Origin of the sequence: Terrisphaera buseokensis, from assembly GCF_047521145.2 — a bacterium.
In the GTDB taxonomy this organism is placed as follows: Bacteria; Verrucomicrobiota; Verrucomicrobiia; order Opitutales; family Opitutaceae; genus ER46.
In genome coordinates, this window is sequence record NZ_CM134186.1 from 6,223,561 (window position 1) to 6,245,685 (window position 22,125).

Annotated in this window: 20 protein-coding genes and 2 tRNA genes; 4 read left to right on the forward strand and 18 right to left on the reverse strand. The window is 62.4% G+C overall.

Annotation, left to right across the window (positions count from 1 at the left end):
* Positions 1 to 36: 36 nt before the first annotated feature.
* From rpoB to ACLJEU_RS23470, 14 genes are all read right to left on the reverse strand, one after another.
* The gene (gene rpoB / locus ACLJEU_RS23405) at positions 37 to 3,816 is read right to left on the reverse strand and encodes a DNA-directed RNA polymerase subunit beta (protein ID WP_414664102.1); all 3,780 of its coding nucleotides are present in this window, start codon (positions 3,814 to 3,816) and stop codon (positions 37 to 39) included.
* A gap of 187 nt (positions 3,817 to 4,003) precedes the next feature.
* Complete coding sequence (gene rplL / locus ACLJEU_RS23410) at positions 4,004 to 4,384, reverse strand: 50S ribosomal protein L7/L12 (protein ID WP_414664101.1); 381 nt, start codon at positions 4,382 to 4,384, stop codon at positions 4,004 to 4,006.
* Between the two features lie 148 nt (positions 4,385 to 4,532).
* Positions 4,533 to 5,030 carry a 50S ribosomal protein L10 gene (gene rplJ / locus ACLJEU_RS23415; RefSeq protein ID WP_414664100.1) on the reverse strand — a complete coding sequence of 166 codons (498 nt, stop codon included), beginning with the start codon at positions 5,028 to 5,030 and terminating at the stop codon, positions 4,533 to 4,535.
* Positions 5,031 to 5,041: 11 nt separating this feature from the next.
* Complete coding sequence (rplA, locus tag ACLJEU_RS23420; RefSeq protein ID WP_414664099.1) at positions 5,042 to 5,740, reverse strand: 50S ribosomal protein L1; 699 nt, start codon at positions 5,738 to 5,740, stop codon at positions 5,042 to 5,044.
* A gap of 138 nt (positions 5,741 to 5,878) precedes the next feature.
* On the reverse strand, positions 5,879 to 6,304 hold the full coding sequence (gene rplK / locus ACLJEU_RS23425; RefSeq protein ID WP_414664098.1) for a 50S ribosomal protein L11: 426 nt from the start codon (positions 6,302 to 6,304) through the stop codon (positions 5,879 to 5,881).
* A 64-nt stretch (positions 6,305 to 6,368) separates the two neighbouring features.
* Positions 6,369 to 6,947: a transcription termination/antitermination protein NusG gene (gene nusG / locus ACLJEU_RS23430; protein ID WP_414664097.1), complete on the reverse strand. Its 579-nt coding sequence runs from the start codon at positions 6,945 to 6,947 to the stop codon at positions 6,369 to 6,371.
* Between the two features lie 23 nt (positions 6,948 to 6,970).
* Positions 6,971 to 7,174: a preprotein translocase subunit SecE gene (gene secE, locus ACLJEU_RS23435; protein WP_414664096.1), complete on the reverse strand. Its 204-nt coding sequence runs from the start codon at positions 7,172 to 7,174 to the stop codon at positions 6,971 to 6,973.
* 12 nt (positions 7,175 to 7,186) lie between these two features.
* Positions 7,187 to 7,262, reverse strand: a tRNA-Trp gene (locus tag ACLJEU_RS23440).
* 80 nt (positions 7,263 to 7,342) lie between these two features.
* Positions 7,343 to 8,533: an elongation factor Tu gene (gene tuf / locus ACLJEU_RS23445; RefSeq protein ID WP_414664095.1), complete on the reverse strand. Its 1,191-nt coding sequence runs from the start codon at positions 8,531 to 8,533 to the stop codon at positions 7,343 to 7,345.
* An 82-nt stretch (positions 8,534 to 8,615) separates the two neighbouring features.
* Positions 8,616 to 8,691 (reverse strand) — tRNA-Thr (locus ACLJEU_RS23450).
* A 94-nt stretch (positions 8,692 to 8,785) separates the two neighbouring features.
* Positions 8,786 to 9,553, reverse strand: coding sequence for a hypothetical protein (locus tag ACLJEU_RS23455; RefSeq protein WP_414664094.1), 768 nt, complete (start codon positions 9,551 to 9,553; stop codon positions 8,786 to 8,788).
* 1 nt (position 9,554) lies between these two features.
* The gene (locus ACLJEU_RS23460) at positions 9,555 to 10,004 is read right to left on the reverse strand and encodes an ExbD/TolR family protein (protein WP_414664093.1); all 450 of its coding nucleotides are present in this window, start codon (positions 10,002 to 10,004) and stop codon (positions 9,555 to 9,557) included.
* A complete protein-coding gene (locus ACLJEU_RS23465) occupies positions 10,001 to 10,678 on the reverse strand; it encodes a MotA/TolQ/ExbB proton channel family protein (RefSeq protein WP_414664092.1) in 678 nt (225 codons plus the stop codon). The genes ACLJEU_RS23460 and ACLJEU_RS23465 overlap by 4 nt, the downstream gene beginning before the upstream one ends.
* A gap of 53 nt (positions 10,679 to 10,731) precedes the next feature.
* Positions 10,732 to 13,443, reverse strand: a complete 2,712-nt coding sequence (locus ACLJEU_RS23470) for a tetratricopeptide repeat protein (protein WP_414664091.1) — start codon at positions 13,441 to 13,443, stop codon at positions 10,732 to 10,734.
* Positions 13,444 to 13,570: 127 nt separating this feature from the next.
* Here ACLJEU_RS23470 and ACLJEU_RS23475 point away from each other — a divergent pair, with 127 nt between their 5' ends.
* From ACLJEU_RS23475 to ACLJEU_RS23485, 3 genes are all read left to right on the forward strand, one after another.
* Positions 13,571 to 14,173, forward strand: coding sequence for a LemA family protein (locus ACLJEU_RS23475; RefSeq protein WP_414664090.1), 603 nt, complete (start codon positions 13,571 to 13,573; stop codon positions 14,171 to 14,173).
* A 25-nt stretch (positions 14,174 to 14,198) separates the two neighbouring features.
* Complete coding sequence (locus ACLJEU_RS23480) at positions 14,199 to 14,591, forward strand: DUF6941 family protein (RefSeq protein WP_414664089.1); 393 nt, start codon at positions 14,199 to 14,201, stop codon at positions 14,589 to 14,591.
* 61 nt (positions 14,592 to 14,652) lie between these two features.
* Positions 14,653 to 16,653 (forward strand): M48 family metalloprotease, encoded by a 2,001-nt coding sequence (locus tag ACLJEU_RS23485; RefSeq protein WP_414664088.1) that lies wholly within the window; start codon positions 14,653 to 14,655, stop codon positions 16,651 to 16,653.
* Between the two features lie 124 nt (positions 16,654 to 16,777).
* Here the strand turns inward: ACLJEU_RS23485 and ACLJEU_RS23490 are convergent, their stop codons facing one another.
* Positions 16,778 to 17,683: a LysR family transcriptional regulator gene (locus ACLJEU_RS23490; protein WP_414664087.1), complete on the reverse strand. Its 906-nt coding sequence runs from the start codon at positions 17,681 to 17,683 to the stop codon at positions 16,778 to 16,780.
* 178 nt (positions 17,684 to 17,861) lie between these two features.
* Between ACLJEU_RS23490 and ACLJEU_RS23495 the strand changes: the two genes are divergently transcribed.
* Entirely contained in the window at positions 17,862 to 18,608 is a 747-nt protein-coding gene (locus tag ACLJEU_RS23495; protein ID WP_414664086.1) for a fatty acid desaturase CarF family protein, read from the forward strand.
* A 45-nt stretch (positions 18,609 to 18,653) separates the two neighbouring features.
* On the opposite strand, the gene ACLJEU_RS23500 is transcribed toward ACLJEU_RS23495, so the two are convergent.
* The 3 genes from ACLJEU_RS23500 to ACLJEU_RS23510 form a co-directional block, all read right to left on the reverse strand.
* Positions 18,654 to 19,199 (reverse strand): SRPBCC family protein, encoded by a 546-nt coding sequence (locus tag ACLJEU_RS23500; RefSeq protein ID WP_457795297.1) that lies wholly within the window; start codon positions 19,197 to 19,199, stop codon positions 18,654 to 18,656.
* A gap of 216 nt (positions 19,200 to 19,415) precedes the next feature.
* Positions 19,416 to 20,252 (reverse strand): nuclease-related domain-containing protein, encoded by an 837-nt coding sequence (locus ACLJEU_RS23505; RefSeq protein WP_414664104.1) that lies wholly within the window; start codon positions 20,250 to 20,252, stop codon positions 19,416 to 19,418.
* 406 nt (positions 20,253 to 20,658) lie between these two features.
* Positions 20,659 to 21,954: a dicarboxylate/amino acid:cation symporter gene (locus ACLJEU_RS23510; protein WP_414664084.1), complete on the reverse strand. Its 1,296-nt coding sequence runs from the start codon at positions 21,952 to 21,954 to the stop codon at positions 20,659 to 20,661.
* Positions 21,955 to 22,125: the final 171 nt, after the last annotated feature.

Here is a 22,125-nt window from a genome sequence, read left to right on the forward strand (position 1 = left end):
TGATGTTTTCTAAAGGTGAACGGGACGGGCCGCGGCTCAGGAGCCGTAGCTCAGGGCGTCGCGTTTCTGGAGCTTGATATCCAATCCGAGGGACTGGATTTCCTTGATGAGCACGTTGAACGATTCGGGTGTGCCGGCTTGCAGCGTATTGTCGCCCTTGACGAGCGACTCGTAGATCTTGGTGCGGCCCTGCACATCGTCGGACTTGACGGTGAGGAGTTCCTGGAGCGTGTGCGCGGCGCCGTACGCCTCGAGCGCCCACACTTCCATTTCGCCGAAACGCTGGCCGCCGTATTGGGCTTTGCCGCCCAAGGGTTGCTGCGTGACGAGCGAGTACGGACCGACCGCGCGGGCGTGGATCTTGTGGGACACAAGATGGTTCAGCTTCATCATGTAGATGTAGCCGACGACGACCTCCTGATCGATCTTCTCACCGGTGCGGCCGTCCATCAACGGGCTCTTGCCCGAAGCCGGAAGCTTCGCGTCCTTGAGGTATTCGCGGACTTTCTTTTCCGGAATGCCGTCGAACACGGGCGTGGCGACCTTGATGCCGAGCTTTTTGCAAGCCCAGCCCAAGTGCGTCTCGAGCACCTGACCGACGTTCATGCGCGAAGGCACGCCGAGGGGATTCAGGCAGATTTCAACCGGAGTGCCGTCCGGCAGGAACGGCATGTCTTCCTCGGGCACAATCTTGGCGACGACGCCCTTGTTACCGTGACGACCCGCCATCTTGTCACCGACCTCGAGCTTCTGCTTCGTGGCGATGTAGACCTTGACCTGCTTGATGGCGCCATCGGCCGAGCCTTCGCCCGCCTCGATGGAACCGATCTTGCGCTCACGATCCGTCTCGAGCTCGTCAAACTTCGTTTGATACGAGCCGATGATTTCCATGATCTTGATGCGAACCGGCGACGGGTCGATCTGGACGTGCTTGGAAACCGCCGCGAGCTTGCGCAGGAGGGTCTTGGTGATCTTGCGATTGGCCGGGATGATGATCTCGCCGGTTTCGCCGTTGATGACGTCGAGCGGAATCTTCTCACCCAGGAGGATGTTCGAGAGGGCCTCGGTGAGACCTTCGCGCAGCTTGTCCATCTGCGTCTTGTACTCTTCCTGGATCTGCTTGGCCTGACGGCGGCGATCGGACGGGGAGAGCTTCTCCTCCTGGTTGTCGATACGTGAAGAGACCTTCACGTCCATGATGATGCCGGTGACGCCGGACGGGACGATGAGCGACGTGTCCTTAACATCGGCGGCCTTCTCGCCGAAGATGGCGCGAAGGAGCTTCTCTTCAGGAGCAAGTTCGGTCTCCGACTTCGGGGTGATTTTGCCAACGAGGATGTCGCCGGGCTTCACTTCCGCACCGACGCGAATGACGCCGTTGTGATCGAGGTTCTTGAGCGCTTCCTCGCCGACATTCGGAATGTCGCGCGTGATTTCTTCAGGCCCGAGCTTCGTATCGCGCGCGGTGACCTCGAACTCCTGGATGTGGATCGAGGTGAAGATGTCTTCGCGAAGCACCTTCTCGGAAATGAGAATGGCGTCTTCGAAGTTGTAACCGTTCCACGGCATGAACGCGACGAGCACGTTGCGGCCGAGGGCCATCTCACCCTGGTCGGTCGACGGACCGTCCGCGATGATCTGGCCGGCTTTGATCTTCTGGCCCTGCTTGACGATCGGCTTCTGGTTGAAGCACGTGCCCGCGTTCGAGCGCATGAACTTCCGCAGCTCGTAGACGTAGGTGTGATTCTTGGTATCCGTCTTCAGGTTACGCGGCACCTCGCCGTCCTTGGTGACGACGATGCGCTTGGCGTCGACCGAGGCGACGACACCCGCCTCTTCGGCGACGACAACGATCTTGGAGTCGCGAGCGACGCGCTCCTCGATGCCGGTGCCGACGAAGGGCGACTCGGCCTGGAGCAGCGGCACGCCCTGGCGTTGCATGTTAGCTCCCATGAGCGCGCGATTCGCATCGTCGTGCTCGAGGAAGGGAATCATGCCCGCAGCGATCGAAATGACCTGCTTGGGCGAAACGTCCATCAGGTGCACGTCGTTGGCGGCGACTTCGAGGAAGTTGCCGTCCTGACGCACCGTGACCTTGCCGACGAAATGGTTCTTGTCGTCGATTTCGGCGTTGGCTTGGGCGATGACCTTACCCTCTTCCTGGTCGGCGGTGAGATACTCGATCTTGTCGGTGACGCGACCGTCCTTGGCGACGCGATACGGCGTCTCGATGAAGCCAAACTCGTTCACTCGCGCATACGTCGAGAGGGAGTTGATGAGGCCGATGTTCGGACCTTCAGGCGTTTCGATAGGACAGATGCGACCGTAGTGCGACGGATGAACGTCGCGGACCTCGAAGCCAGCGCGCTCGCGATTGAGACCGCCCGGCCCGAGCGCGGAGAGACGACGCTTGTGCGTGACCTCGGCGAGCGGGTTGATCTGATCCATGAACTGCGACAGCTGCGAACGCGCGAAGAAGTCGCGGATGACGGTCGTGAGGGCCTTCGGATTGATCAGCTTCTGCGGCGTGATCGAGTCGACGCTCTGGTCGTACATCGTCATGCGCTCGCGGACGAGACGCTCCGTGCGGCTCAGACCGACGCGGCACTGATTGGCGAGCAACTCGCCGACGGTGCGGACGCGGCGGGAACCCAAATGATCGATGTCGTCGACGACACCCACGCCGCGCTTGAGGCGGACGAGGTACTTGGTCGCGGCGACGATGTCAGCGCTCTCGAGGATACGCTGTTCGAGCTCGGCCTTGAGACCGAGCTTCTGGTTGACCTTGTAGCGACCGACACGGCCCAAGTCGTAGCGCTTGGGATCGAAGAACAGCCGCTTGAGCAGCGCCTTCGCATTCGCCGTGGTCGGCGGCTCGCCCGGGCGGAGGCGTTTGTAGATTTCCTTGAGCGCTTCTTCTTCGTTGCGCGTCGGATCCTTCTTCAGCGCGCGGATGATGGCGCCTTCGTCGATCGACGTGTCGATGACACGGAGCGTGGAGATTTCGTGTTTCTCGAAGGTGCGCACGATCGCTTTGGTCAGCGGTTCGAACGCGCGCGCGAGAACGACACCCTTCTGGGCGTCGATCGCATCCTCGACGAGGACGAGCGTGGATACGTTCTCCATATCGAGCGCCTTGGACACCTTGAGGTCCTTGATCTCGTAGAAGAGATTCAGCAGGTCGATGTCGCTCGAATAGCCGATCGCGCGCAGCAGAGTCGTGATCAGGAATTTCCGACGACGACGGCGGCGATCGAGATAGACGTAGAGCAGATCGTTATTGTCGAACTGCACTTCCAGCCAGGTGCCGCGGTCCGGGATAATGCGGAAGGAGTGGAGCGGTTTGCCGTTCGGGTGCGGCGTCACTTCGAAGGCGATGCCGGGTGAACGATGCAGCTGGGAAACGACGACGCGCTCGGCGCCGTTGATGATGAACGAGCCGCGCTCGGTCACCATCGGGATTTCGCCCATGTAGATATCCTCGTCCTTGATGAAGTCTTCTTCACGCAAACGAAGCTTCACGTAGAGCGGCACCGAGTAAGTGATGCCTTCGCGCAGGCACTCGAGTTCGGTGTTCTTCGGATCGCCGAGATTGTACGAGACGTACTCGAGGGTGAGGCGTTCGTCGTACGAAAGAATGGGGAAGACCTCACGAAACACGGCCTCGAGCCCCTGCGGCTTACGCTGCTTTTCGGGAATACCCTTCTGCAGAAAGTCGAGGTACGATGTGATTTGAATCTCAATGAGATTCGGCGGCTGGATCACTTCGCGGAGTTTGCCGAAGTTTACGCGTTCGGTGTGGTTACGGTCGGCCATGAGATTTTCCCGGTAAAGATTAGGAGACAAAAAAAGACGCGGCAGTGCCCTCAATGCGCGCGTCGCTGGCTGGAACTAAGAAAAGAACGAACAAAAACAGAAAAGGCAAAGGACAGGCCGCGCAGTGGCACGGCCTGTCCCGATGAAATCGGAAGTTGTGCGAGAGAAATCGCCAAGCTTCGGCGAATTACTTGAGCTCGACCTTGGCGCCGGCCGCCTCGAGCTTCTTCTTGATCTCTTCGGCTTCGGCCTTGGGAGCGTTCTCCTTGACGGGCTTCGGTGCGCCTTCGACGAGATCCTTGGCTTCCTTGAGGCCCAGGCCGGTGATGGCGCGGACTTCCTTGATGACGCCGATCTTGTTCGCGCCGGCTTCCTTGAGGATGACGGTGAACTCGGTCTGCGCTTCGGCCGGAGCGGCAGCGGCAGCAGCAGCGGCCGGGGCGGCGGAGGCAGCAGCGGCGGCGGAAACGCCCCACTTGCCTTCGAGGTCTTTAACCAGCGCGGCGAGTTCGATGACGGATTGGCCGGACAGCCACTCGATGACTTGATCTTTGGTAACGGTGCTCATGGTGATGACTCCTGGGGCAGGTTAGCGGTTTCGAAAAATGAAACGCGTTTAAGAGACGTATCCCCTAGCCTGCCTCAATGGATTTTCTGATTCACGAACCGCCGGGGAACCCGTCGGCTCGCGAAAAGGGTTGTGGTTGAAGGTGGGTTTAGGCGGCCGGAGCAGCAGACTGCTCCTTCTTGACCTTGGCATCGAGGACGCGAACGAACGCGGCCGCATTGCTCTTGAGGAGACCGAGGAACTGCGAGCGCAGCGCATCGAACGGCGGCAGGTCCGCGATCTTGGCGAGGTCCGCCGCGGTGATCAGCTTCTTCTCGATGACGCCGACCTTGATCTCGAGCTTCTGCTTATCTTCGAAGAACTTCTTCAGGACCTTAGCGACGCCGGCAGAATTCTTTCCGCCAACGATCACGGCCGTGGGGCCGGTCAGGGCAGATTCAAACTCGGGCAGGCCCAGCGCCTTCGCGGCCACGCGCAGGGAGCTGTTCTTGACCACGTGAAACTCGGCCTTCTCGGCGACCAGCCGCTTGCGCAGCTCGGCCGTATCAGCCACGGTCACTTTGGAAAAGTTGGCGAGGATGACGTAATCGGACTTCTTGAGGTGAGTCTCGACCTCGGTAATCAGGTATTGTTTTTCTGCTCTCATGGTCGGGCTCCTCAGTATTTGCTGAATTCGGTGGAAGCGACTTTCACGCTCGGGCTCATGCTCGAGGAGATCGTAATGCCTTTGATGAACTGGCTGCCCTTGTAGGTCGCCGGCTTGGACTTGCCCACCGCGTCGAGGACGGCGGCGGCATTTTCCAGGATCTGCGCCGGGGTGAAGGAGCGTTTGCCCACGCCGACCCCGATGTTCGCCGTCTTGTCCATCTTGAACTCAACGCGACCCGCTTTGACGGCCTTGATGCCGGCAGCGACATCGTCAGTGACCGTACCCGCCTTGGGGTTCGGCATCAGTCCCTTGGGACCGAGAACGCGAGCGAGAGTACGAACCTGCTTCATGGCCTCGGTCGTCGCAATCGCGACGTCGAATTCGAGCCAGCCATCGCTGACCTTCTTCATCAGCTCGGCCAAACCAGCTTCATCAGCGCCGGCAGCCAAGGCTTTCTGCGGATCGTCGGTGAAGACGATGACGCGTACCTTCTTGCCGGAGCCATTCGGCAACGGAGTGGTTCCGCGAACATTCTGCTCGCCGGACGTGGCGTCAACACCGAGACGGAACGAGAGCTCGACGGTCTCGTCGAACTTCGCCTTCGGGAATTTAGCAAGGATTTCGACCGCGTCTTTCAGCGGATAGTCCTTGGTGAGATCAGCGACCTTGATGGCGCTGTTGTAACGCTTGCTGTGTTTTTTGGCCATTGTTACTCCTTGCGGTGCAGACGTCCTATCGGACTCCCGCTGAGTTTGGTTTCGTTGCAGGGTAAGCCGCTCGCCGCCACGCGCTGGCGCACGCTTGGCGTGCTAAGCGCGAACCGGTTTGCAACCTACAAATTGGCGTCAATCGACGACCTCAATGCCCATGTTACGGGCGGTGCCGGCGATGACCTTGATGCCGGCTTCCGGCGTCGTGGCGTTCAAGTCTGCCTTCTTGATATTATAAATCTCGAGGAGCTGCTTCTTCGTCACCTTGCCGACCTTGTCCTGATTCGGCTTGGCGGAACCGCTCGCGATATTGGCCGCCTTCTTGAGGAGCACCGACGCGGGCGGAGACTTGAGGATGAAGGTGAAGCTCTTGTCGGAGAACACCGTGATGACCACCGGCAGAATCATGCCGTTCTGGTCCTTGGTGCGGGCGTTGAACTCCTTGCAGAACGCCATGATGTTGACGCCTTGCGCGCCGAGCGCGGGACCGACCGGGGGCGCGGGATTCGCGGCACCGGCGGGCAACTGGAGGCGGATGTAACCTTGGATCTTCTTAGCCATGTGTGTAAGGGTGGCGGGTGGATGCTATATTAGCGGATGTCGGCGGTGACAAAGAGGCGTCGACTCACTCCGTGAGGCGTTGCACCTGCCAGTATTCGAGCTCGACCGGCGTAAAACGGCCGAAAATGGAGACGGAGACCTTGAGCTTGCCCCGATCGGGATCGATCTCATCGATCCGGCCGGTGAGCGAAGCGAATGCTCCGTCAGTGATCTTGACCTCTTCGCCGACCGAGTACTGCACCTTCGGCACTTCCTTGCCGCTGGCCGCTTCGATGCGCGAATAAATTTCGTCGATCTCAGACTGGCGCAAGGCCGCCGGACGATCACCGCCGACGAAGCCGATCACTCCGGTCGTTTCTTTAACGAAGTACCACGGTTTATTGATCAGTTTACCGTCTTCGCCGAAAAGTTTGGCCTGGATGAAGACATAGCCCGGATAGAGCTTGCGGACTTTGGTCGACTTCTTCCCGCCTTTCACCTCCGACACGACTTCCGTCGGGAGTAGAATCTCGAAAATGTAGTCATCGAGCTCCTCCGCCTTCTTAAACTTGTCGATGTACGTCTTCACCTTGTTCTCCTGACCGGAGAGCGTGTGAAGCGCGAACCACTGGGCGCCGGCGGGAGCGGTCGTTTGAGCGGACATGATACGAATACGGACGTCTGGCGTTAGCTAACCCAAGACGTGAACAAATCCACGACCTGATAGAGCGAGAAATCGCTGATGCTGGTGAACACGCCGAGGATGATCGCGGCTACGACCACGACGATCGTGGAGTCGCGCAACTCGGCCTTGGTCGGCCAGGTGGCCTTCTGAAGCTCACCAACCATTTCACCGAGGAAAATACGAGTGCTGCGGAAAGGATTTTTCATGCTGGAAATAACTGGCAGGCGCGGAGGGAATCGAACCCCCAACCAACGGTTTTGGAGACCGCTACTCTACCAATTGAGCTACGCGCCTGTTTTTGGTCCCTTAGACGACACAGCCGAGGCACCCTTTCGAGGCCTCGGCGAGTCGCCGTTAAAGAGTTAACGAAGCGCTTATTCGATGATCTCCGTGATACGACCGGCCCCGATCGTACGACCACCTTCGCGAATAGCGAACTTCTGCGTCTTTTCCATGGCGATCGGAACGATCAGGTCGATTTCGACGGCGATGTTGTCGCCCGGCATGATCATCTCGACGCCCTTCGGCAGGTTCACGATTCCGGTCACGTCAGTCGTCCGGAAGTAGAACTGGGGACGATAGCCATTGAAGAACGGCGTGTGACGGCCACCCTCGTCCTTCGAGAGGACATAGATCTCGGCCTTGGCCTTCTTGTGCGGAGTGATCGACTTCGGAGCCGCGAGCACCTGACCGCGCTCGATGCCTTCTTTTTCGATACCGCGGAGGAGAATGCCGACGTTGTCACCGGCTTGGCCGCTATCGAGCAGCTTGCGGAACATTTCGATGCCGGTCACGACCGACGTCACGGTGTCCTTGAGGCCGACGATTTCGACGGAGTCGTTCACCTTGATGACGCCACGCTCGATACGACCCGTGGCAACGGTGCCGCGGCCGGTAATCGAGAAGACGTCTTCGACGGACATCAGGAAGGGCTTGTCCATCTCGCGGACCGGCTCCGGAATGTCGGTGTCGATCGCGGTCATCAAATCAGCGATCGCCTTTTCGCCGGCCGGGGTGCCCTCGAGGGCAGCGGTGGCGGAACCACGGATGATCGTGGCGGTGTCGCCCGGAAACTGGTACTTCGTGAGGAGCTCGCGGATTTCCATCTCGACGAGGTCGAGCAGTTCCGGGTCATCGATGAGGTCGACCTTGTTGAGGAACACCACGATCTTCGGCACGCCAACCTGGCGGGCGAGGAGGATGTGCTCACGGGTCTGGGGCATCGGGCCGTCAGCCGCGGAAACAACAAGGATGGCGCCGTCCATCTGCGCCGCACCCGTGATCATGTTCTTCACGAAGTCAGCGTGGCCGGGGCAATCGACGTGCGCATAGTGGCGCTTGTCGGACTCGTACTCAACGTGAGCCACCGAGATCGTCACGATTTTCGAAGCATCACGGACGGTTCCGCCCTTGGCGATATCGGCATACGTCTTCACCTCAGCGAGGCCTTTGCGGGCCTGGACCGCGAGGATGGAGGTCGTGAGCGTGGTTTTACCGTGGTCAACGTGGCCGATGGTGCCGACGTTCACGTGCGGTTTCTTGCGTTCGAATGAGGCTTTAGCCATGGGAGACGGATGTTTGGGTGATGATGAAAAATGACCTCTGGTTTAACGTCGTAGAAGCCTGGTCCGACGTGTTTTCTGACCCTGGAGCCCAGAACCGGATTTGAACCGGCGACCTCCCCCTTACCAAGGGGGTGCTCTGCCAACTGAGCTATCTGGGCAGACTAAGGGAGTGCCAAAAAACGAAAAGAGCCGGTGAACGTGCAACCCGCTTTTCCCACCGTCAACAGCAAATTGGCCGAATCAAACAAAATTCTACGGAGCGACCGTGATTTGATAGATTCCAGGGTCCAACCGCGCGCCAATTCGGTACGTTCCCGTGAGGAATTTACGGAAATGGAGATCGACCTCCTCCAGCCGCGAGCCCTCGGTCACCACCAAGGGGCTCGCCAGGCCAGCAGCATCCACCACCGCCAGCAGCTCAAAGGGCGTCCAGGCCTTGTCCGTCGACGGACGCGCCTCTGCCGGCAACTCTTCCGCCAGCACACGTACCCCGTCCCGCATCGAAGTTACCTCGATGAATCCAGCACGTGCGGGGACGGGCGGTCGTGCAGTTCCGGCGACGGGCCGCCGACCAAATCCCAGCAATGAAAGGGTTTCAGCGTCAGCACCAAAAACGTCGACCGGGGAGGCTTTTTCGACGCGCTTTCCGTTCAGCGTCACGACGGGAGGCAAATCATTGCCGACCTCCACATCCGCATCGTTAAACGTCAGGCTTTTTTCATTATCGAGAAAGGTTCGGCCCGGTTCAAGCCGCGGATCAGGCAACGAGGCGTTACGCTCGGTCGGCAAAAAAAGCGGCCGGAGATCGCGCAATTCCGTTTCCTGTTTTAACAGTCGATCGCTCTCATTCGGACGCGCCACCCGGACTGAGGCCCGCGTCGACTCGATGCTGGCCGGCCCAGGCGAACGTACCGGCGGACCTGGCACGCGAAACAGCGCTCCGAACGCCGCCGTGACAACCAGCGCACCCAGCACGGAAATCGCCCAACGACGTCCGCCAGTCCTCGATTCAGCAACCATTTCAGCGCCCTTTTTGCCCCTTGCGACCCGCGGGATCATCCGCCGCCCAGAGCACTTCAAAGCCGGCTTTTTTCGCCGCTCCGGAGATGGCTGCAAAGACGTCCGTGGAAACGTCGGCATCGCCGCGGACGAGCAATCGCGGAGTCTTGGTCGTCTTGCCGCGGGCTTTAAGCCAGTCCTCCAGCTGCGGCAGGGTGCGCCAGCCGTCGCTCGTCAGAATCTGACCTGAACCCAGCACGCTGATCACGTGCGTGGGCGTCTTCGCGCTGGCATTCGCACCTTCAACCACGGGCAGCTGGAAGTCGACCCCGAGTCCGGGCGCCAGGACGAAGTGCGATCCGAAAACGGAAAAGAACAATCCGAGGAGCCCCGCGTTGGCGAAGAAAAGCCAGTCGAGGTTGCGCGGCTCGGGGCGCAGGCGTGAGGCCAGATCAAGTGGGCGCGTGATCATTTCTTGGCCGCCTCGATCTCCGGCATCGTCACTCCGTCGGAAGGCGTGATCCCCCGGTATTCAGTCAACAAATACCGCATGATCTCGTTCCCCGCCCACTCCATGTCCCGCACAATGGCGCGCACACGGCCGGCGAGAAAGTGATGCGCGAGGTGCGCGGGAATCGCGAGCATGAGACTGCCAGCGGCAGTCAGCAGCGCCTGCCACATCCCGGCGGACAAGGCGCTCGCGAGGGCATAGTTTCCGCCCTGCTCGAACGCCCGGAACGTCGTGATCATACCGACGATGGTGCCGAGCAGACCCACGAGCGGTGCCACTTGCGCGACCGCGGCGATCGCCCCCAGCCGGCGTTCAAGCGCCGGCAATTCGACGACGGCCGCCTCCTGGACATGAAACCGCATGTCGTCTGAGCTGGCATTCGCCTTGAGCAGGGCCGCCTTCACCACGGCAGCCACGGGGCCGGGAGCTTCCTCGCACAGGGTGAGCGCTTCGACGAGCCGCCGTTTGGCGAGCGCGTTCTTTATTCCGCTCAGGAATGCCTTCGCTGGAATCTGCCCGCGGTGCAGGAACAGCGCGCGTTCGATGAACAGCATCACGCCCAGCAATGCCAGGCCGGCGAGCACCCACATCACCGGGCCGCCCTGGGCAAATAGCGAAAAATCGAATCCGGACATTGCGCGTGAGCGTTAACGTTGGGCCCGCCGCCGCAAACTCGAAAGCACGGGACTCATGGTGCAGCGGTGGCCACCGGCACGCCCAACTGCTGGAGGCGCACGCGGGCAAGCGCATCGCCAAAGGGCAGGCGTTGCTCGAGCAAAACGAGGTAGGCCGCCTTCGCCTCTTCGAGGCGCCCGCGCTTTTCCTGGAGTTCGCCCAAGTCGTAGAGGGTGCGAGCCAGCCAGTACGGCCGCTTCGCGTCGGCTTCCATCGGTGCCTTCTCGTTAATCAAAAACTTCGTGATCACATCGGTCCACCACACCTGCGCAGCCGCATCCGCCTTGTCGCGCCGCGCGAGCAGCAGTCCCAGTTTGTAACCGGCTTCAACGCGCACGTCCCGCGGGGCGTCGACGCGGTCGAGGAGCAACTCGTAAATCAGCTCCGCCTTGTCGGCATGCGCGGAATCCTCGGCCGACTTCAAGTCCGACAATTGCACGGTGTGGCAGTCCGCCAATGCGAGCTGCGCCAGCACCACATCGGGTCGGCGGGGAAACAGGTTGATGAGATTCTCGTACGCCCGCTGGGCGGACGGAAAGTCATTCCGCTTTCTGAAAATGTCACCCTGACGCATCCGGGCGGCGAACAGCAGCGTGGAATCCGAGGCGGCCGCCGGCTTCTTCACGAGATCCTCGATGCGCTGGTTGGCCTCCTCGAGATTTTCCTTCCGGCCGAGTCGCTCCGAAAGCATCGCCAGCCGGTAGAGCGCATAAGGCACGTAAGGGCTGTTCTTGTAATCCGGGTCGGCGTTGTCGGTGAGGATGATCAACCGATTGCGCGCCTCGTCGATCTTGTCCTGATCGGCGTAAAACTCAGCCTCAATCAGGTACGACGAAATGGCGGCATCGGTCTTCGGGTAACCGTCGCGCAGCGTCTTCAGCGTCTCCACGGCCGCGGGTTCGCGGGCCTGCAGAAACTCCGCCCTCGCTTTCAGCAGCAGGAGAATGCTGGCGATCTCCTTCCATAAAGCCTCCTCGATCTTGAGCGGCGTCCTCAGCTGCGTCTCCACCAGTCGAATCGTTTCGGCGGCATCGCCCGATTCGTACGCCAGCCGGGCCTGCAGCCACGCCATGCGCGCTCGTAGCTCCGGCGGCAGCGTCGTGGTGTCCACCGCCGGATCGGCCAGCAGCCGCGCGATGCGTGCGTAGGCCTCCTTCGCTCCGGACTCGCCCCGCACCTTGAGCGCGCGCGCCAGACTCCACTCGGCCTGCCAGCGATTCTCCACGTCGAACGCCGGGTCGCGTTGCAGTTCATCGATCACTTTGCCCGCGGCGTCCGGTCCCGCTTTGATCTCGGCCAGGACGCGTTGAAACATCAGTTCGCCCACGCGACTGGCATCCCACTCGGCCGGACGCTCGATCAACACCGCCGCGTACGCGTCCGCGGCGTTGCGAAAATCCCCCGCGCGAAACCACGCCTCCGCCTCGAGCACACCAAAGTCGGCCCGCACCCGGGGCGGAATCACGACCGCCACCGGCGCGCCCGGGGTGGACGCCGGCGCTCCCGCCATGGCCGCGCGGGCATTGCGCGCATGATCGGCGGCAAAACGATACCGGGCCTGCTCCCACGCTGACTGCGTGAGCAACACGAGCGCATGCACGCGCAGGGGCGACAGCGGAAACTGCGTGACCAGCGCGGTCGCGTCGGCCTCGGCGGAAACGAATTCCTTTTTCGCCAGCGACAGCTGCGCCCGGTAGAAGAGCAGGTTCTCGAGCACGGGATGCGCCGGCTTCACGGCAATCAGCTTGTCCAGCTCGTTGCCAAAGACGCGTCGCACCTGATCGTCGCGCACGCCTTCCGCGAGCAGCTGCAGCGCCTGCCGCTGACGCAGGGGATTCCGGCCTTCCTCCAGCACCTGCATGAGCGCGTTGCGTCCGGCGCCATTGCGCCCACGGTCACCGATCAAGCCGAGGAGAAACCGCAACTCGTCGCGCGCGGCCCGCTCCTGCGCCGGCAACCCGACGAGCACGCCTTCCAGCCATTCCACCGCCTCGCGCTTCTGCCCGTTCTCGGTCAGCATCACGGCGTAGTTCTTCGCGAACTCATACCCGTAATTCCTCCCGGCAAATTGCCGCGCATTCTCCCGCGCCTGATTCAAATCCACCTCGCGCGGCTTGTTGCGCAGATGCAGTCGCACGCGCTCGGCGGCGAGTTGGAAGCGCGCCCGCGCGAGCGGCGTCGGGGCCAGCTCCTCCGCCTGCATGTAAAAGGTGTTGGCGCGCGTGACGTCCGGCGGCGTGGTCGTATCCCAGAGCGCGCCGGTGAAAAAACGAAACCACGCCAGGTCCGTCGGCGGAAGTTCAGACTCCCTGATGGCATCCCACTGCGCCTGCGCCGCCGTGCGCTGTCCCAGTTGCATGGCCGTAAGGCCCCGCCGCAGGCGCCAGGCGGCACTATGCGGTTCCGGCATGGCGCTGAGCACCTTCTCCGCCTCGGCCGCATCGCCGGCATCCAGCAGCGCGGTCGCAAGCGCGAGGCCGAGCGCCGGACGGTCCGCGCCCGGAGCGTCATGGAGTTGTCGATACAGGTCCACCGCGATCGAGGGCAGGCCGAGATCCTGCGCCTGCTGCGCCGAAGCGAGGGTCACCGCGGCCCGGCCCGCCGACATGACCTCCACTTTCCGGCTGAGCGGCGCAGGCGCGGACAACGGTTCCTGCGCCAGCGCCGCGACCGAGCACAACGCGGCCGCAGTCAGTCCCTGCAATCGTTTTCGGAAAAGCCTCACGTAGTAATTACATTGTTGCCGGAGCTGGAAACAATCAACCGCGTTGTAACGAGTTCCGACTCGCCCGCTCCGCCGCAGCCGGCACACTCCGTTTCGTTTTCGCTTCAGTCATCCATTCCATACCGCCATGTCCATAACGCTGATCGTGCTGGGAGTCCTGCTCCTCATTGTAGTCGTCCTCGCCCTCTGGGTCGTCGGCATCTACAACACCCTCGTTGCGCTCCGCAACCGCTTCAAGAACGCGTTCGCTCAGATCGACGTCCAGCTGAAGCGCCGTTATGATCTGATTCCGAATCTGGTCGAAACCGCCAAGGGCTACATGAAGCACGAGCGCGAGACGCTCGAGGCCGTCATCAAGGCCCGCAACATCGCGCTCGCCGCGTCACAGTCCGCGGCCGCCAATCCCGCCGACGCCAACGCGATCAAGGGCCTGCTCAGCGCGGAATCCGGCCTCACCGGCGCGCTGTCCCGCCTCATGGTCGTGTCGGAGCAGTATCCGGATCTCAAGGCCAACCAGAACATGATGCAGCTCACCGAGGAGCTGACTTCGACGGAAAACAAGATCGCCTTTGCCCGTCAGGCCTACAACGACAGCGTCATGACCTACAACACCACGCGCGAAACCTTCCCCAATGTGGTTTTCGCCGGGATGTTCGGCTTCCTGCCGGCGGAATTGTTCAAGATTGAAGATCCCACGGAGCGCAACGCCCCGAAGGTCAGCTTCAACTGAGCCCGGCCGCGCCCTTCGCTTTTGCATGAAAATTGAGCTGCTCGCCCTTGCTGACTTCGCCGCCGACTACGGTGGCAAGCTCAGCGTCATTGGAATCTTCGACACGATCTTCGCGCGTCAGATGCCCGCCGTGCACCCGCACTGCTGCCTCGCCGTGAAGCTGCGTTTCGACAAGGACGAGGAAGGCCCCAAGCGGCTGCGGCTCGCCATCTGCGACGACGACGGCAAACTCGTGCTCCCGGCGATGGAGATTCCCATCCAGGTCGCAATGCCGCCCGACGCCCCCACGAACACGATTCAGGTCGTCGCCAACATCGGCGGCATGAAGATCGAGTCCTTCGGTGAGTACTCGATCGATCTGGAGCTGGACGGCCGGCACGAGGGCAGCAGCCCGCTCTACGCCCGGCAGATGAAGTAAGCCGACGGGCGTCAGCCCGCTCCAGCCGTTGCGGGCGGAACGCCCGCACTCCCACCCGTCCATGGATTTCTTCGAGGCCCAGGCCCGCGCCAAAAAGCGCACGTCGAGGCTGCTCGTGCTTTTCGGCGTGGCGGTGGCCGGCACCATCGTGGCGGCGTACGTCGCCGCCGTTCTGCTCCTGCACTACGCGGGCGCGAACGAAGACCAGCGCGCGATCTACGGCGACTACGATCCGCGCGGGTCCGCCGTTCTCCTCTGGCAGCCGGGACTCTTCGGTCTCGTCAGCGTCGGCACGCTCGTGGTCGTCGGCCTGGCGTCGCTCTTCAAATGGAGGGAGTACTCCGCCGGCGGCAGCGCCGTGGCGGAAAGCGTCGGCGGCCGTCGCATCGAATCGAATACGATCGAGCTCCACGAACGCCGCCTCCTCAACGTCGTCGAGGAAATGGCCATCGCCTCGGGCACGCCGGTCCCGGCCGTGTACGTCATGGATCAGGAACCCGCGATCAACGCCTTCGCCGCCGGCCTCACGACGAGTGACGCCGTGGTGGCGGTGACGCGCGGCACGTTGGAAAAACTCAATCGCGACGAACTGCAGGGCGTCGTCGGCCACGAGTTCAGCCACATCCTGAATGGCGACATGCGGATGAATCTCCGCATTGCGTCCGCGATCTTTGGCATCCTCGTCCTCGGCCTCGCGGGCCGGGGCATTCTGTGGAGCCTCCGCTATTCTCGCACGCGCTCGCGCGACAAGGACGGCAACGGCCTCCTGATCGCCATCGTCGCGGCCGGCGTCGCGCTGTTGATTATTGGATACGTGGGCTATTTCTTCGGTCGCCTGATCCAGGCGGCGGTTTCGCGCCAACGGGAGTTTCTCGCCGACGCGTCAGCCGTCCAGTTCACCCGCAATCCGCAGGGCCTGACCGGCGCGCTCCGCAAGATCGGAGGCTACGCGCTCGGCTCGAATCTCGAGTCCAACAAGAGCGCGGCCATCGGCCACTTCTTCTTCGCGCAGGCGTTTCGCTCCGGCTTCACCGGCCTGTGGGCGACGCACCCGCCGCTCGACGAGCGCATCCGCGCGATCGATCCGAACTTCGACGGCAAACACTTCGAGCCACCCGAGGTGGTCGACGTCGCCCACGAATCGTTTGTGAGCGCCGGCCTCGCCCCTGCTCCCGCCCGCCGCGCGAACGCGGTGCCACCCCCGATCGCCGATCGGCCGGTCGCGAGACTCGACCCCGCCGCCGCGCGCGCCGCCGTGCAGGCCATTGGTTCACTGACGTCCGAGCAGCTGGCCAATGCCCACGACCTCCTTGAGGCCACGCCGGACCGACTGCGCGTCGCCGCCCAGACGCCCGGCGAGGCCCGCGTGCTGGTGTTCGGTCTGCTGTTGTCGGACGACCCAGCAATTCGTTCACGCCAGCGCAATCTGGTCGCGACGCAGTCGGGTGCCGAAGCCCTGCGGCAGTTGGAAGGGTTGGAGCCCGACCTGCAACGCGCCCGCCCCGAGCAGAAACTCCCGCTCCTGCAGATCGCGCTGCCCGCCCTGCGGCAGATTCCGGCCGCGACGCTGGAGTCGTTTCTCGGTACGCTCGACGAACTTGTTCACGCCGACGCCCAGGTATCGACCTTCGAGTTCGCGCTGCAGAAACTGCTCACGCACACGCTCGCGCTCGGGCAGACGCCGACGAAAGCCATTATCCAGTACCACTCGTTTCAGGCGGTGGCGGATGAGATTGGCGTCGTACTCTCGTCGCTCGCCCAGTCCGCGACCGCGAACGCGGCGTCGGCTGAAAACGCCTTTGCCACCGGTGCCGCCGAGTTGAAACTCATCGAGTCACGGCTGCGTTTCACCCCGGAATCCGGCACCCAGCTCGCCCGGCTCGATGCCGCACTCGACAAGCTCGCCGCCGCGAGTCCGGTGATCAAGCAGCGCACGCTGGCGGCCGCGGCCCAGGTGGTGACCGCCGACGGTCAGCTGCTCATCACGGAAGCCGAACTGCTCCGCGCCATCGCCGCCGCGCTCGACTGCCCCATGCCGCCGCTGACGCTGGCCGCCGCGTAACGGCAGCGTCCACGCGAACGATTCACGGCGCATTTCGCCGGTCGGGCTTTTCGAACGTTTCCGCTCTCATTCATGAGCGGTGAACACGTTCCCGCGGGCAACGTCCCGACGCAGCCGGCCGCGCTCAGCTCCCGGCGGCGTCGCTAGCCCACTCCGGCCAGGTTTCCCGGGAATACTGGCTCACTTCGTCGAGCATGCGCTGGACCACGGCAGAGGGTTCGGGTCGCCAGAGAAGGCCCATGATCATCGGTTCGAAGCCATCCAGCGGCAGCGCCCGGACGTCGCGGTGCTTGATCACGGCCGGCACGGCAATGTTGACGCCGAGGCCTTCGCCGTTGGCCACGTAACGCGTCACCAGTTCGACGGACGTCGCTTCGACGGCCTGCGGCCAGACGACGCCGCGGCGTTTCAAACCGCGTTGAAAATTCCGCATCACCGTGGTGCCGGCGGGCAGGCCGAGCAGCGGCTCGCGCGGTTTTTTCACCGCCCACAACTCGCCGGCTGATTTCAGCGGGGAGCGGCGGTGGACGAGCAACACGAGCGGCACGCGGGCGAGCGGCCGGACCTGCAGGCGGGCCGGGGCCCGCGCCTCGATGGGACCGATTGCGAGATCGATCTGTCGGTCGCGGAGCCACGTCTCCAATTCCGAGGAATAGCCGGAGCGCAGACTGAGCCGGACCCGCGGGTGGCGCTTGCGCAGGCGCTGCATCACCACCGGGATGTGGTCCCGCAGCACGATCTCAGACGCACCGATGCGCAGTTCCGGCTCGGACGCCTCCCCACGCACGCTGGCAGCCACCTCGCCGAGGGTCTCGAAGAACGGCTGCACATGCGCGAAGAGTTTTTCTCCTGCAGACGTGAGTCGGAACGGACTGCGTTCGAACAGCCGCGCGCCCGTCGTCTCCTCCAGCACGCGCATCTGCCCGCTGACCGCCGGCTGCTGAATCCCATAGGGGATGTGGCGCACCGCCGCACTGATGCCGCCGTGCTTCGCGACATAATAAAACAGCTCGAGATGATGGACGTTCATCGCGCGGCACCGAGCACAACGCAGCACGATGGCGAGGCAACGATCTTCCCGCGGACGACACATCACAAATTCCAATGCGGGGCATCAGGTTTATCGATTAACCGCTGCCTCCTTGAATGCGGTAGGATAAGGCCGGCCAATCGAGCACGAAGCCCGACGCCTTTCATCTCCCTCGTCCATGCGCTCCTTCTTCTTCACTCTCGCGCAAAGCTCCGGCCTCATCCTGCTGGCCGATTTTGTTGCTGGCGTTGTCCACTGGCTCGAAGACGCCTACGGCACGGAGGACACGCCGATCGTGGGACCGCTGCTCATCCGGCCCAACATCGTGCATCACCACCACCCGCGCTTTTTCACGCGACTCAGCTGGTGGCAAAGCTCCTGGGATCTCGTGCTGCTCAGCGCCGTGCTGCTCGCTGCCGCCGGGTGGTGGGGCCTGCTTTCCTGGCAGCTCTGGCTCTTTGTCGCCGTCAGCATCAACGCCAACCAGGTTCACAAATGGGCGCATCGCACGCGCACGGAGAACGGTCCGCTGATCTCGCTGCTCCAGGATCTGCGCATCCTCCAGACGCCGCACCAACACGCGCGGCACCACGCCGATCCGAAGAACACCTTCTACTGCCCCATCACGAACGTCGTGAATCCGGTCCTTGAATACCTTCGTTTCTGGCCACGCCTCGAGCGGATGATCGAGCGGGTCACCGGCGTCCGCCACCGTCACGACACCGCCGTGCGCGGCCAGGGCCCGGGTCCCGTCTGGCTCGCGGCCTACGCCCCCATGCACTCACCGACGGCCTGCAGCGGCTGCGCGCGTCGATGTGTGCCCAGCACAACGTCCACCTGCAGCGGCCGTGGGCGCACATTGAAACCCGGACGCAAGCCGACGAAGAAAACTGGAGCAACCCAGCCGGCGCTCGCCCGACGATGAACGTGGACAGTCATGCGAAAGTTTGGGCGCGCTCCGGCGGTGGCCTCAAATCCCCGGCGAAGTGGCGGCGCTGGCAACCTTGCCGAGATCCGCGAGGCCCTGCTCGAAGGGCGGGCCGCACAGCTTGTCGCAGTCCATGAACACGCTGACGGCTTTGCCCACGAAGTTGTTTTTGCCGTACATGGCCCACGTGACGACCGTCTTGTCGCCGGCCGGCTTGAAGGTGAATTCCACCGTGCTGGTGCCCTCCATCGGACGCTTCCAGTCCATGCGCATGTGTACGAGTTCCGCGGGTTTGCTTTCGATGATCGTGGCCGAGCCGGCTCCGATCTCGCTGTTTCCGTCCCAGCTGCAAGACGCACCCACGCCAGAGGTCGGACCGCTGTAGGTGTTCTTCACGTTGGGATCCACCTTGAGGAACGGATTCCAGGTATTGAATTTACGGTGGTCATTGACGTGGGCGAAGAGCGCAGCCGGCGAGGCGGCCAGGGTTGCGCTGCGTTCGACGCGGAAGTCAGCTGGTCGAGAGGCGACAAAGGCCAGGAACAAGGCAATAACGACGACGAGGCCGAGGAGGATTTTCATGATCATGCGCGAGGGAGCAGGGGTTGATTCAAACGTGGTCGTATGGCGGTCCTCGTGCGAGCCCGAGGCCACCTGCTCTATAACGAACGGCGCAGGTCCAAACCGACATCGGCTCGGAAAAACGCCACCCGGGAGCGAAGGTCAGCCCGCGAGATCAGGCTGCGAGTTGCGACATCCCCTCAGCGTTGCCCGCTTCGCTGGTTCGGACAGCGCTCAGCGGGCTCACCCCGTTTCGCCCAGCCCAGGCACTTTCCGACAACGCTCCGACAATTGGAAGGCGATGCGCTTCATCTGCCCCAGCGAGAGCGCGGTGGAGGTGGCTGCGGCCAGATAGGGAGCCAGTGCTTTTGCTGATATCACCGCGACTTCGGGAGGGTTCTGGGCGGTTCGATCGATCCACCATCCCGGTAGAGTCAGGATCGGTCTGCAAGTGACGGTTTCGCCGGTCGCCCGGGTCAGCCAATCGGCCAGCGAGCGTGCATTGCGCAATGTCTGATCGAGGCCGAACCGATCCGATCGCCCTGAAGGCCACGTCAGCGACGATCCGTCGTAGCGAACTTTGTGTGAAGGATGTACGGTCGCCTTTGTTTTCCACTTCCGCCGTGTCTTCGTCTCGATCACATAGACACCAGAAGGCCCGACAACGACATGATCGATGTTGTAGCCGGCGAATGGAAGGTCGTGGAAGACATGAAACCCGTGCGCCAAGAGTTGATTCAATTGCTCTCCCACCAGTCGCTCACCCTTGAAGCCAAGCTGATAATTCCAATAGGCCCGAAGGATGTTTAGCATCCGCGGCGCAGTGAACGCCGTGACCACCAGCAACAAGATGGCAAAGAACGCTGCCACATTATACCGCTGAGACGGCGAAGCATTTGCAACGGCCATGCCGAACACTGCCGACGCGCCCACCAAGATTAAGAGCCGGTCCATGGCCTTCTCGAAAAGTGCCTCTGCCGCAATCCGAGTGGACTCCCCTGGTGGTCGCAGCAGGAGGTCGGTAAAAGGCACGTCCGCCTCTGAACGGTAGACGTGTCTTGCCCGAGCCACGATCAGCATCACCACGATGGCAGGGACAAAGAACACCCCGACCCACACTAGGTCCGCGACCAACGGCCACGCCATCGCGCAAATCCAATGAACTGTCCACGAGGATGCCATGCGCAGAACCAAAATCGTCGGAACTGAAGTCCACTTGAGGACAATCTCTGGCACATACGAGCGTTGCGTCTCTGATTTCGGTGATGTTCTGCGACGCCCACGTGCGCCGACTCCGCTAACCCTTCTTCCGTTTGTGAAGCACGATCCTGTTTCCGTCCGGATCACCTGCACCCACTAGGAAACACAGCGGGCTCTCGGTTGGACCGAGGGCCGGTTTTATTTTCTTCGCATTCAGGTGTTCGAACGCAGCGGGATAGTTAGTCACCGCCATCGGGCCAAGGGGTCACGTCCGGAATCCGCCGCCCTACTTCCGGCCGGCGAGGATCTCCCCCGCCTTCGACTCGTCGAACGCTCCGTCCCACTTCGCCACGACGAGCGTCGCGACCGTGTTACCGATGAAATTCGTGATCGCCCGCGCCTCCGACATGAAGCGGTCCACGCCAATGATCAGCGCCATGCTCTGCCACGGAATCGTGCCGGTGGTCTGCAGCGTCGCGGCCAGCACGATGAAACCACTGCCGGTCACGCCGGCCGCGCCCTTTGAGGTCAACAGCAGCACGCCGAGCAGGCCGAACTGCTGCGTGAGATTGAGCGCGGTGTCGGTTGCCTGCGCGAGGAACAGCGCCGCCATCGTCAGGTAGATGCACGTGCCATCGAGGTTGAACGAATAACCCGACGGCACCACGACGCCCACGACGGGACGTGAACAGCCGATCTTTTCCATCTTCTCCATCAGCCCCGGCAACGCCGATTCCGACGACGACGTGCCCAGCACAAGCAGGAGTTCTTCCTTCACGTAACGAATGATCTTCCAGAGTCCGAAGCCCGCCAGCCGCGCGATACTGCCGAGCACCACGATCACGAAAATCACGCAGGTCAGGTAAACACACACCATCAGCAGCCCGAGCTGCGCGAGCTTACCGACGCCGTATTCGCCGATGGTGAAGGCCATCGCTCCGCCCGCCGCCAGCGGCGCGGCGCGGGTCACGATGGTCACGATGCCGAAGAAGACCCGCGCGACCTCGTGCAGCAGATTGAGGATCGGCCGGCCGTGCTCGCCGATTTGCCCGAGCGCGAGACCGAAGAGAATCGCGAGCAGCAGCACCTGGAGAATCTCGCCCTCCGCAAACGCACTCACGAAGGTCTTCGGAATGATGTGCAGGACGAAATCCAGCGTGCTCATCTGCTGCGAAGCCGTGCCGTACTTCGCGACCTTGCTGGCATCGAGCGACGTGGGATCGGCATGAAACCCGGCACCCGGCGTGAACACGTTGGCCACCACCAGACCGATCAGCAGCGCCAGCGTCGTCACCACTTCAAAGTAAATCAGCGCCTTCGCGCCCACTCGGCCGATCTTCTTCAGATCGCCCATGCCCGCCAATCCGACCACGACCGTCGTGAAGATAATCGGGCCGATGAGCATCTTCACCAGGCTCACAAAGGCGTCGCCGAGTGGCTTCAGCTCCACGCCCCACTTGGGCTTCAGGTAGCCGAGCAGGCCGCCGAGCACGATGCCGATGAGTACCTGTACGTAGAGGTGATTGCGTTTGCGGGGCGCAGACGGGGCCGCCGGCGCGGCGGAACCGGGTTCGGGGTGCATGGCGGGGGACGGTGAGCAGCGCCCAAGCGCGCGTCAAAGCCTCTTCCGTTAAACCTGTTGCCCAACCGCCCGCGCGGCGTTTTTGTCTTACCCACCCCACGCTTTGTGTCGAAGAAACTTAGCTGAAACCAGCCCCCGCGCGGAACGTCTCGGAGGCCGGTACCTCGGCCA

Bases quoted from the DNA above. Each gene is read 5' to 3' on its own strand.
- rpoB (WP_414664102.1), bottom strand. From the start codon at position 3,816: ATGGCCGACCGTAACCACACCGAACGCGTAAACTTCGGCAAACTCCGC.
- rplL (WP_414664101.1), bottom strand. From the start codon at position 4,384: ATGAGCACCGTTACCAAAGATCAAGTCATCGAGTGGCTGTCCGGCCAA.
- rplJ (WP_414664100.1), bottom strand. From the start codon at position 5,030: ATGAGAGCAGAAAAACAATACCTGATTACCGAGGTCGAGACTCACCTC.
- rplA (WP_414664099.1), bottom strand. From the start codon at position 5,740: ATGGCCAAAAAACACAGCAAGCGTTACAACAGCGCCATCAAGGTCGCT.
- rplK (WP_414664098.1), bottom strand. From the start codon at position 6,304: ATGGCTAAGAAGATCCAAGGTTACATCCGCCTCCAGTTGCCCGCCGGT.
- nusG (WP_414664097.1), bottom strand. From the start codon at position 6,947: ATGTCCGCTCAAACGACCGCTCCCGCCGGCGCCCAGTGGTTCGCGCTT.
- secE (WP_414664096.1), bottom strand. From the start codon at position 7,174: ATGAAAAATCCTTTCCGCAGCACTCGTATTTTCCTCGGTGAAATGGTT.
- tuf (WP_414664095.1), bottom strand. From the start codon at position 8,533: ATGGCTAAAGCCTCATTCGAACGCAAGAAACCGCACGTGAACGTCGGC.
- ACLJEU_RS23455 (WP_414664094.1), bottom strand. From the start codon at position 9,553: ATGGTTGCTGAATCGAGGACTGGCGGACGTCGTTGGGCGATTTCCGTG.
- ACLJEU_RS23460 (WP_414664093.1), bottom strand. From the start codon at position 10,004: ATGATCACGCGCCCACTTGATCTGGCCTCACGCCTGCGCCCCGAGCCG.
- ACLJEU_RS23465 (WP_414664092.1), bottom strand. From the start codon at position 10,678: ATGTCCGGATTCGATTTTTCGCTATTTGCCCAGGGCGGCCCGGTGATG.
- ACLJEU_RS23475 (WP_414664090.1), top strand. From the start codon at position 13,571: ATGTCCATAACGCTGATCGTGCTGGGAGTCCTGCTCCTCATTGTAGTC.
- ACLJEU_RS23480 (WP_414664089.1), top strand. From the start codon at position 14,199: ATGAAAATTGAGCTGCTCGCCCTTGCTGACTTCGCCGCCGACTACGGT.
- ACLJEU_RS23485 (WP_414664088.1), top strand. From the start codon at position 14,653: ATGGATTTCTTCGAGGCCCAGGCCCGCGCCAAAAAGCGCACGTCGAGG.
- ACLJEU_RS23490 (WP_414664087.1), bottom strand. From the start codon at position 17,683: ATGAACGTCCATCATCTCGAGCTGTTTTATTATGTCGCGAAGCACGGC.
- ACLJEU_RS23495 (WP_414664086.1), top strand. From the start codon at position 17,862: ATGCGCTCCTTCTTCTTCACTCTCGCGCAAAGCTCCGGCCTCATCCTG.
- ACLJEU_RS23500 (WP_457795297.1), bottom strand. From the start codon at position 19,199: ATGATCATGAAAATCCTCCTCGGCCTCGTCGTCGTTATTGCCTTGTTC.
- ACLJEU_RS23505 (WP_414664104.1), bottom strand. From the start codon at position 20,252: ATGCTGATCGTGGCTCGGGCAAGACACGTCTACCGTTCAGAGGCGGAC.
- ACLJEU_RS23510 (WP_414664084.1), bottom strand. From the start codon at position 21,954: ATGCACCCCGAACCCGGTTCCGCCGCGCCGGCGGCCCCGTCTGCGCCC.